This window comes from Dietzia sp. B44, from assembly GCF_014145245.1.
GTDB lineage: Bacteria > Actinomycetota > Actinomycetes > Mycobacteriales > Mycobacteriaceae > Dietzia > Dietzia natronolimnaea.
Genome location: NZ_JAALEF010000296.1, coordinates 1 through 9112 on the forward strand (window position 1 = coordinate 1; position 9112 = coordinate 9112).

General features: G+C 70.5%; 11 protein-coding genes. 5 read left to right on the plus strand and 6 right to left on the minus strand.

The genetic code is table 11. The annotated features are described in order from the left end of the window. Both G6017_RS10385 and dut read right to left on the minus strand, forming a co-directional pair. Positions 1 to 746 (minus strand): DUF3710 domain-containing protein (locus tag G6017_RS10385; RefSeq protein WP_182617246.1); only part of this gene is annotated, 746 nt, incomplete at its 3' end. Between the two features lie 79 nt (positions 747 to 825). Further along, positions 826 to 1305 (minus strand): dUTP diphosphatase, encoded by a 480-nt coding sequence (gene dut, locus G6017_RS10390; RefSeq protein ID WP_179525220.1) that lies wholly within the window; start codon positions 1303 to 1305, stop codon positions 826 to 828. A gap of 53 nt (positions 1306 to 1358) precedes the next feature. On the opposite strand from dut, the gene G6017_RS10395 reads away from it, so the two are divergent. Next, complete coding sequence (locus G6017_RS10395) at positions 1359 to 1865, plus strand: DUF3093 family protein (RefSeq protein ID WP_179525219.1); 507 nt, start codon at positions 1359 to 1361, stop codon at positions 1863 to 1865. 4 nt (positions 1866 to 1869) lie between these two features. Here G6017_RS10395 and G6017_RS10400 read toward each other — a convergent pair whose 3' ends face one another. Continuing rightward, complete coding sequence (locus G6017_RS10400; protein ID WP_179525218.1) at positions 1870 to 2172, minus strand: DUF4193 domain-containing protein; 303 nt, start codon at positions 2170 to 2172, stop codon at positions 1870 to 1872. A 260-nt stretch (positions 2173 to 2432) separates the two neighbouring features. Here G6017_RS10400 and cei point away from each other — a divergent pair, with 260 nt between their 5' ends. After that, positions 2433 to 3017: an envelope integrity protein Cei gene (gene cei / locus G6017_RS10405; RefSeq protein ID WP_241731472.1), complete on the plus strand. Its 585-nt coding sequence runs from the start codon at positions 2433 to 2435 to the stop codon at positions 3015 to 3017. On the opposite strand, the gene G6017_RS10410 is transcribed toward cei, so the two are convergent. Next, complete coding sequence (locus tag G6017_RS10410; protein ID WP_179525216.1) at positions 3007 to 3870, minus strand: inositol monophosphatase family protein; 864 nt, start codon at positions 3868 to 3870, stop codon at positions 3007 to 3009. The genes cei and G6017_RS10410 overlap by 11 nt on opposite strands. Positions 3871 to 4029: 159 nt before the next feature. Between G6017_RS10410 and ppgK the strand changes: the two genes are divergently transcribed. Continuing rightward, the gene (ppgK, locus tag G6017_RS10415; protein WP_182617248.1) at positions 4030 to 4875 is read left to right on the plus strand and encodes a polyphosphate--glucose phosphotransferase; all 846 of its coding nucleotides are present in this window, start codon (positions 4030 to 4032) and stop codon (positions 4873 to 4875) included. 181 nt (positions 4876 to 5056) lie between these two features. Further along, on the plus strand, positions 5057 to 6418 hold the full coding sequence (locus tag G6017_RS10420) for an RNA polymerase sigma factor (protein ID WP_182609822.1): 1362 nt from the start codon (positions 5057 to 5059) through the stop codon (positions 6416 to 6418). Between the two features lie 144 nt (positions 6419 to 6562). On the opposite strand, the gene G6017_RS10425 is transcribed toward G6017_RS10420, so the two are convergent. Both G6017_RS10425 and G6017_RS10430 read right to left on the minus strand, forming a co-directional pair. After that, positions 6563 to 8407, minus strand: coding sequence for a DEAD/DEAH box helicase (locus tag G6017_RS10425; protein ID WP_179525213.1), 1845 nt, complete (start codon positions 8405 to 8407; stop codon positions 6563 to 6565). Then, a complete protein-coding gene (locus G6017_RS10430) occupies positions 8400 to 8645 on the minus strand; it encodes a DUF3039 domain-containing protein (protein WP_017837712.1) in 246 nt (81 codons plus the stop codon). Before G6017_RS10430 ends, G6017_RS10425 begins: the two co-directional genes overlap by 8 nt. 58 nt (positions 8646 to 8703) lie before the next feature. On the opposite strand from G6017_RS10430, the gene G6017_RS10435 reads away from it, so the two are divergent. After that, positions 8704 to 9112 (plus strand): DUF3099 domain-containing protein (locus G6017_RS10435; protein WP_182617250.1); only part of this gene is annotated, 409 nt, incomplete at its 3' end.

A 9112-nucleotide genomic window follows, 5' to 3' on the forward strand; every position in this document is an offset into this window, starting at 1 on the left:
GCCGGTGTTCCCGCCGCCGGGGCCGGCTGGCCCTGGGGCCGGGCCTGCGCGGCCGGCTGGCCCTGTTGACCTGCCGCCATCTGCTGCTGGTAGGCCTGCGCCTGCTGCTGTGCCGCCAACTGCGACTGCGCCTTGACCAGCGCCTGCTGGATCTCGTCAGGGATGGTCAGCGGAAGCACCTCCCGGACGGGCATCGGTCCGTCGCCACGGTTCACCAGCAGATGCTTGAACACCTCCCGCCCCTCCTCGGCGGCCTGCTCGGCCAGCTCCGGGGTGGCCATGATGCGCACCTCGGCGGTCCACCGGTGCCCGTCGACCCCGATCGCACGGAAGACGGCACCCGGCATGGCGGCCACGAGCTCGCGCCCCCACGGACCGTCCTCGACGGTGACCTCGGCGCCCTGACCCTCGAGCTGCTCGCGCATGGCGGCGACCATGGTCCGCCACTGCCCGGCCGACTTCGGCGCGGCGAAGGCGCGCGGGATCACCCGCGACACGGTGGTGACCACGTGGAACTCCGGCTGACCGTTCGGGTCCAGCGCGACGTTCAGATCGCGCCCGTTGGGGACGCCGATCACCAGGGAACCGAGGTCGAGGTGTCCGTACCCGAGGTCGGTGTAGTACCGGGCCACGTCCCCGACCGACGAGCGGTCATGCGGACCGGTCGTGGACGGTGCGGAGTCCGCGGGTTCCCCGGGGGTGGCGGCGTCGCGGTCCCCGGTCACCGACTTCTTGCGTCCGAACATGGTCGAATCCTCTCCGCGTGCGACCTGGTCCCGGTCGGGACCGTGCCTCTTGACGCTACCCAACGTGGTGTGGTGCCGGTCAGGTCAGGCGGTGGTGACCTCCGGTCGAGCCGTGGCCCCGCTCTCCCCGGTCGGTCTGGTCGAGCTCGTCGACCTCCTGCACGTCCCAGAGTTCGACTCTCTGGATGATCAACTGTGCGATCCGGTCACCTCGTCCGATGTGAACCGGTTCGGACGGGTCGAGGTTGACGAGGTTGACCTTGATCTCGCCGCGATACCCGGCATCGATGGTGCCCGGGGCGTTGACGATCGACAGTCCCGCCCGTGCGGCGAGACCGGATCTGGGGTGGACGAGCCCGGCGTACCCCTCCGGGATGGCGACGGCCACCCCTGTGCCCACCAGCGCACGATGCCCGGGTTCGAGTGCGCAGTTCTCGGCCGAGAACAGATCGATGCCCGCGTCGGAGGGGTGGGCGCGGGACGGCACCGGAAGACCGGGGTCCAACCTCCGTAGCCGCAGCGGTCCGCGTGATCCGGACGAGTGGTCGGGGTGGTTCATGGCTGGCCGCCCTCCTGCCGGGTGGAGCCCGGGTGATGGATAGTCTTGATGTCGTGACCGAAGAAGATCTCCGACCGTCGCCCGACCGGGTCCCGCGCCCTGTTCACTCGGAACGACTCCGGGTACCGGGATGGTGGTGGGTGCTTCTCGCCGCCATCACCGTCCTCGTGGCCGCCGTGGCCTCGGTACTCGGCGCGCCGTGGTGGCTGTGGCTGCTCACCGTGGTCGTGCCCGCCCTGTTCGCGTGGCTCTTCGTCACCGTCGGTCGCGAGCGTATCGAGGTCGAGTCCGACGGTCAGGGCGGAGGGACCCTGTACGCGGGCCGCGCGCGTCTGCCCTTCGAGGCGATCTCGCGCAGCGCCGTCGTGCCCGCGACCGCCAAGCAGGCCGCGATGGGGCGCCAACTCGATCCGGAGGCGTTCGTCGTCCACCGCGGTTATGTCCCCACCATGGTGATCGTCGTCCTGGACGACCCGCTGGACCCCACGCCCTACTGGCTGATCAGCACCCGTGACCCGGAAGGACTCGCGGCGGCCCTCCCGGACAACCACTACAGCTGAGCGATCAGCCCGCGCAGTCCACGCAGATCGGCAGTCCGTCCCTCTCCTCGGCGAACCGGCTCCGGTGATGGACGAGGAAGCAGTCTCCGCAGGTGAACTCATTGTCCTGCTCGGGAACCACACGGACCGTGAGTTCCTCTCCGGAGAGATCCGCCCCCGGGAGTTCGTAGGACTCGGCGGTATCCGTCTCGTCCACGTCGACCTCGCCGGTAGCCCCCTCCGCCCTCCGGGCCTTGAGTTCCTCCAGCGAATCACCGGCCAGCTCGTCAGCTTCGGTCCGGCGGGGTGCGTCGTAGTCGGTTGCCATGTGTCTCTTCTCTAGCGGTCAGGTGGCGAGGGGCGGTCGGTTCGATCGTGGACCGACCGGCGCACGCATATTAACGGAAACTAGCAGGGATTTCATCCGCGCTTCCGGACCGTGTCCCCACCGGGACGCCGATTCCCCGACGATTACAGTGGTGAGGCGGACCCGGACAGGGCTCCCGCACCGTGACACCTGCAGGAAGGACCCTCATGGTCGTCCACCTCAGCGCCCAGGCGACACCCAGTCCGACCCCCACTCGGGGGATGGGACGACTACGCAGCCCCTACGTGCTGTTCGTGGTGGCCACGCTGGTCCTCGGGGGTCTGGTGTGGGCTTCCGCGCTCATGGGCAGCGATGCGGCGACCCAGGCCGCCGCCTGCCCCGTGACGCCCGCGGCGGAGGAGGCCGGACTGCGGGATCAGCCCGCCGGCGCACTCGACTCGGTCGAGCCGGCCCTGTTGGCGGACACGCGGGTCCGGGTGCTCAACGCCAACGGCCAGAGCGGTCAGGCGGGTGCGGTCGCCGCCCAACTCGCCGAACGCGGATTCCAGCCGGCGGGAGCCGACGCCACCGGCAACGACCCGATCTACGCCCAGGACCTCGAGTGCCACGGGCAGATCCGCTACGGCGAGGCCGGGGAGGCGAGCGCGAGGTCACTGTCCCTCGCCGCGCCGTGCATGCAGCTGGTGTCCGACGGGCGGGCGGACGAGTCCGTCGACCTGGTGCTGGGGACGATCTTCTCGCGACTGTCGGACTCGGCGGAGAGCGTGGGGGCGCTCGACGAGCTCAAGGTGGGACGTCAACCGATCTCCGCCGAGCTGGACGCGGCGCGAGCCGTCAACTGCTGACCGCGCCCCCGAGCGCCTCGATCGCGGACAGGAACTCCCCCGCCACACCGGGTGCGGCGGCGGCAGTGGGGACCTCATCGTCGTGGGAGACCCTCACCACCGCGCCGGCCTCGGCGGCGATCAGGGCCCCGGCCGCGTGATCCCACGGCTTGAGGCAGCGCTCGTAGTAGGCGTCGATCCGGCCGGTGGCCACCATGCACAGGTCCAGGGCCGCGGACCCGCACCGTCTGATGTCACGGATCCGCGGGAGGAGCTCCGCGACCACCCGCCCCTGTTCCGCGCGGACGTCGGAGTCGTAGGAGAACCCGGTTCCCACGAGCGCCATCGACAGGTCGTCACACGCCGACGCCGTCAGTTCGGTGAGCGTGCCCGTGGCGGACCGGAGGCTCGACCCGCGGCCGAGCCCCGCGGTCCAGGTCTCGCCGGTGACGATGTTGTGCACCGCACCCGCGAGGACCACCCCGTCGACCTCCGCCGCCACCGAGACGGCGGTGAAGGGGATCCCGTAGAGGAGGTTGACGGTTCCGTCGACCGGATCCACCACCCACCGCACGACCCCCCGTCCCGGGGCGGTCGCCTCCTCGCCACCCTCCTCCCCCAGGACGCGGTCGCCGGGCCGGGCGGAGACCACCTGCGAACGGAGGTGCTCCTCCACGGTGGTGTCGATGACGGTCACCGGGTCGGTCGCAGAGCTCTTGGCACGCGCGTCGAGCCCGGTGGAGCCGAACTGCTCCACCATCCGCCGGGCCACGTCACCGCCCGAGACCGCGAGCCGACCCGCGAACCGCCTCAATTCGTCGACGGTGTCCGCGTGGGTTGATCGCGCGACCCCTCCGTCCGTCTCCTCCGACATGTCGGCTCACCTCGTCGTCGTCCCCGATTGGACCGGCCCACGGTGGTACCGGACAGATACGCTGACGAACGGGCGCTCGTCGCCCCCATCGTGCCCCGTCGGTCCGGTGGACTCCAACCGCAGCCGTGACCCTCACGGCCCGTCACCCGGGAGCCCGAGATGCCCACCCCCACACCTACCGAGAGCACCCAGGCGCCGGCCTCCTCCACCGGCCTGGGGGTGGACGTCGGCGGCACAGGGATCAAGGCGGGGCTGGTCGACCTCGGCACCGGGGAACTCCTCGGCCCCCGGTCGACACGTCCCACCCCGCAGCCGGCGACCCCGGACGCGGTCGCCGGGGTCATCCGCGCGATGGTCGACGAACTCGGATGGGACGGCCCGGTGGGGGTGGCTCTCCCCAGCGTCATCCACGACGGCGTCGCGAGGATCGCCCACAACATCGACGGCTCCTGGGTCGGCTGCGACGTGGTCGCCCTGTTCGACAGGCACCTCCCCGGACGCTCGGTGGTCATGCTCAACGACGCCGACGCGGCGGGTGTCACCGAGGTGCACTACGGCGCCGGTGAGGGGGTGGACGGCCTGGTGGTCCTGCTGACCTTCGGCACGGGGATCGGATCGGCACTGCTGCTGGACGGCCATCTCGTCCCCAACACGGAGTTCGGACACCTCATGGTGGAGGACATCGCCGGCCGGGGTTTCGACGAGGCCGAGCACCTGGCCTCCGCATCGGTACGTGCACGGGACGGACTGACCTACGAGGAATGGGCGCCCCACGTGTCCAACGTCCTGCGATGCCTCGAGGACCTGCTCTGGCCCCGCGCATTCGTCCTGGGGGGCGGGATCAGCGAGGCCGCCGAGGAGTGGTTCCCGCTCCTGGAGAACCGCACCCCGGTTCGTGCGGCCATCAGACGTGGCGATGCCGGGATCATCGGGGCGGCGCTGTACTCGGCGGCGCGCGACGGCCTGGTCGATCTGGGGTCGACACTGTCCCCGGGCAGCTACTGACCCCTCGTCAACAGCGCCTGATGCGACCTCCGGGCGGGTTCCTCGTTACAATGGCGCAGGCCGGGATCACCTACCGGCCGGGGACGGGCCCGGTACCGCAAGGCGGACGGCTCGAGTGTCGGCATACGATGCGGCATCGATCCCCGTTTCCCATCGATTCACCGGTTGTGAAGGGGCGTTTGTGGCAGCCACGAAGACCACCAGTTCGGATTCCGCGATGAGCGGCGATCCGTCGGACACCGAGGTCACGGGCGAGGCCCCCGCCAAGAAGACCGCGGCGAGCAGGACACCAGCGAAGAAGGCCGCGCCCGCCAAGAAGACGGCGGCGAAGAAGTCGGCCCCGGCCAAGAAGACCGCGGCCAAGAAGACCGCCGCCGCGGGGGATCCCGCGCTCACGGACACCGCTCCGATCGACGACGCACCGGTCGAGGCACTCGAGGTCGAGCCGGACACCGCCGAACTCGAGGACGTCGAGGTCGATGTCGTCGACGTCGATGACGCGGAGGCCGACGAGGAGACCAAGGAGGGTCCGACCGCCAAGGACAAGGCGTCGGGTGACTTCGTCTGGGACGAGGACGAGTCCGAGGCCCTGCGGCAGGCCCGCAAGGACGCCGAGCTCACCGCCTCGGCCGACTCGGTCCGCGCGTACCTCAAGCAGATCGGCAAGGTCGCCCTTCTCAACGCCGAGGAGGAGGTCGAGCTGGCCAAGCGTATCGAGGCCGGCCTCTACGCCACCTGGTTCATGGCCCAAGTCGTCGAGCGTGGCGAGAAGCTCACCACCGCCCAGCGCCGCGACTACAAGTGGATCGAGCGGGACGGCGTTCGCGCCAAGAACCACCTGCTCGAGGCGAACCTCCGGTTGGTCGTGTCCCTGGCCAAGCGCTACACGGGCCGGGGGATGGCGTTCCTGGACCTCATCCAGGAGGGCAACCTGGGTCTGATCCGCGCCGTCGAGAAGTTCGACTACACCAAGGGCTACAAGTTCTCGACCTACGCGACCTGGTGGATCCGCCAGGCCATCACCCGCGCCATGGCCGACCAGGCCCGCACCATCCGCATCCCGGTGCACATGGTCGAGGTCATCAACAAGCTCGGGCGCATCCAGCGCGAGTTGCTCCAGGACCTGGGCCGCGAGCCCACCCCGGAGGAGCTGGCCAAGGAGATGGACATCACCCCGGAGAAGGTGCTGGAGATCCAGCAGTACGCCCGGGAGCCCATCTCGCTCGACCAGACCATCGGTGACGAGGGCGACTCGCAGCTCGGCGACTTCATCGAGGACTCCGAGGCCGTGGTGGCCGTGGACGCGGTGAGCTTCACGCTCCTCCAGGACCAGCTCCGCTCGGTGCTCGACACCCTGTCCGAGCGCGAGGCGGGCGTGGTGCGGCTGCGCTTCGGCCTCACCGACGGACTGCCCCGCACGCTGGACGAGATCGGCCAGGTCTACGGGGTCACGCGCGAGCGGATCCGCCAGATCGAGTCCAAGACCATGTCCAAGCTGCGCCACCCGTCGCGGTCCCAGGTGCTGCGCGACTACCTGGACTGATCTCCCGCCGGTCCGGTACCCCGGACCCCGGACGAGCCCGGGCCCCGTTTATGTCGACGGGGCCCGGGCTCGTTCGCTTGCTCATCCGACAGGGACGGCGAGGCGTGGTTCTGAGCCACTGCCAGCGTCCCCTTCCAGCTGCCCCTACCAGCTGCGCAGCAGCGAGATCCGTTCCCGGATCTGGTCGGCCGAGGCCATGGGCACCGGAGGACCACCACAGGAGTTGCGCAGCTGCGTGTGGATCGCGCCGTGGGACTTGCCCAGACGGCCCGAGTACACGGACACCAGCGTGTTGAGCTGGCGCCTCAGATCCTTCAGCTCGGCCGCCGAGGCCACGCGGGCGGCAGCCGCTCCCGCGTTCGCCCCCGGACCGCCGGCGTTGCCCGGGAGGGTGGTGCCGGAGATGGTCGGGTCAGTCCCCACGCCCACCACCGCCACGGCCCCGGGCGCGGAGGACCCCTCACCGGACGACCGCCTGATCTGCTCCTTCTCCCGCTGACGCAGGAGTGCCTTGACGTCGTCCGCCCCGAGCAGACCGGGGAGACCGATGTAGTCGGCCTCCTCCTCGCTCCCCGCGAACGTGGCCGTGCCGTAGGAGGACCCCTCGTAGACGATCTGGTCGAGTTCGGCGTCCGCGCCGAGGGAGATGTACCCCTTGTCCTCGTCGTCCGCGTCGGGCTCGTCGTGTTGCTGGTTGGCCTGCGCCAGCAACTCGTCCTCGAGCCCGTCCTCGCGGTGGGGCTTGCCCAGGACGTGATCCCGCTGGGCCTCCATCTGGGAGGCGAGCTGCAACAGGACCGGGACCGACGGCAGGAACACCGACGCGGTCTCCCCCGGCCTGCGGGACCGGACGAACCGGCCGATGGCCTGGGCGAAGTACAGGGGGGTCGAGGCGCTGGTGGCGTACACCCCCACGCTCAGGCGCGGCACGTCCACTCCCTCCGAGACCATGCGGACCGCGACCATCCACTCGTCCGTCGAGGCGGAGAACGTGCCGATCCGGCTCGAGGCGGTGGGGTCGTCGGACAGGACGACGACGGGGGCCCGCCCGGTGATCTCCGTGAGCAGAGCCGCGTACTCGCGAGCGCGTTCCTGGTCGGTGGCGATCACCAGCCCGCCGGCGTCGGGCACCCCACCCGCGCGGATCTGCCGGAGCCTGGTGTGTGCCGCCTGGAGGACCGCCGGCATCCAGTCGCCGTGGGGGTCCAGCGCCACCCGCCAGGCGCGCGAGTTCTGGTCCGCGCTGAGTGGTTCGCCGAGCCGGGCGGAGAACTCCTCACCGGCGTTGGTCCGCCAGCGCGCCTCGCCGGAATAGGCGAGGAAGACGACGGGTCGCACGACGCCGTCGGCCAGGGCGTCGGCGTACCCGTAGGAGTGGTCGGCCCTGGACCGTTGATGGCCCTGGCCGTCGGGTTCGTAGGTGACGAACGGGATCGGACTGTCGTCGGAGCGGAACGGTGTGCCGGTCAGGGACAGGCGACGCTCGGCGTCGTCGAACGCCTCACGGATGCCGTCTCCCCAGCTCTTGGCGTCGCCGCCGTGGTGGATCTCGTCGAGGATCACCAGCGTACGGCGGGATGCGGTCCGTTCGCGGTGCTTGAACGGGTGGGAGGCCACCTGGGCGTAGGTGACCACCACGCCGTGGTATTCCGGCGCGAGAGCGCCGGAGGAGTTGGAGTACTCGGGATCGAGCGCGATACCGGCCCTCGCGGCGGCCTCGGCCCACTGGAACTTGAGGTGCTCGGTGGGGGCCACCACGGTGATGGCGTCGACCGTCCGGTCGGTCAGGAGTTCGGTGGCCACGCGCAGACCGAACGTCGTCTTACCGGCGCCGGGGGTGGCCACGGCGAGGAAGTCCTTCGGCCGAGCCATGAGGTACTTGCGCAGCGCGGTCCGCTGCCAGGCGCGCAGCGGCGCGCCCGCGGCCGCCGTGGCGGCGGGGTCTGCGGTCTGCTCCTCGGTGCCCGGGACCGCGCCGGGTTCACTCACCAGGCTTCAGGGTCTCGTAGACGCGCTTGCACTCCGGGCAGACGGGAGAACCGGGCTTGGCGGACCGGGTGACAGGGAACACCTCGCCACAGAGGGCGATCACATAGGAGCCCATGACCGCGCTCTCGGCGATCTTGCTCTTGTCCACGTAGTGGAAGAACTTGGGCGCGTCGTCCTGCGTCTCCTCGGTCGTCGTGACCTCGGGGCGCTCTAGTGTCTTGGTCCGGGTGGTGCTCACCCCCTCATGATGCCGCACGCCACGGTCGGCGCGCCAACGCCGGAGTACCTTGGGGGCCATGGCACCCGACTCCCGTCGCAAGCGGTCCAAGGATCGGGACGGCACCGCGAGGCCCGTTCTGATCACCGCCGCGCGGGAGTCCTACCGGGACGAGCTCACGGCGCGGAAGAAGCGGTACTTCCTCCTGATGTCCATCCGGATCCCGGCGTTGCTCCTCGCCGCGGGTTCCCTGGCTCTCTGGAACAACCCGTGGATCGCACTGGCCATCGTCGCGGGGTCCATACCGATCCCGTGGATCGCCGTGATCAGCGCCAACGACAGGCCTCCGCTACCCAAGGGGCAGGCACGGATGTACACCGCCGGTGCGCTGGCCAACCCCACGCCCCGCGCGATGCCGCCGGGCCTCACGGGTGGCCCCTCGCACCAGAGCCCGGCCCACGACGGCGCGACCCACGACGACCCGGCAG

What these genes read in the sequence shown, in the direction of transcription:
- ppgK (WP_182617248.1), top strand. Translation starts at nt 4,030, where the DNA reads ATGCCCACCCCCACACCTACCGAGAGCACCCAGGCGCCGGCCTCCTCC.
- cei (WP_241731472.1), top strand. Translation starts at nt 2,433, where the DNA reads ATGGGACGACTACGCAGCCCCTACGTGCTGTTCGTGGTGGCCACGCTG.
- G6017_RS10400 (WP_179525218.1), bottom strand. Translation starts at nt 2,172, where the DNA reads ATGGCAACCGACTACGACGCACCCCGCCGGACCGAAGCTGACGAGCTG.
- G6017_RS10410 (WP_179525216.1), bottom strand. Translation starts at nt 3,870, where the DNA reads ATGTCGGAGGAGACGGACGGAGGGGTCGCGCGATCAACCCACGCGGAC.
- dut (WP_179525220.1), bottom strand. Translation starts at nt 1,305, where the DNA reads ATGAACCACCCCGACCACTCGTCCGGATCACGCGGACCGCTGCGGCTA.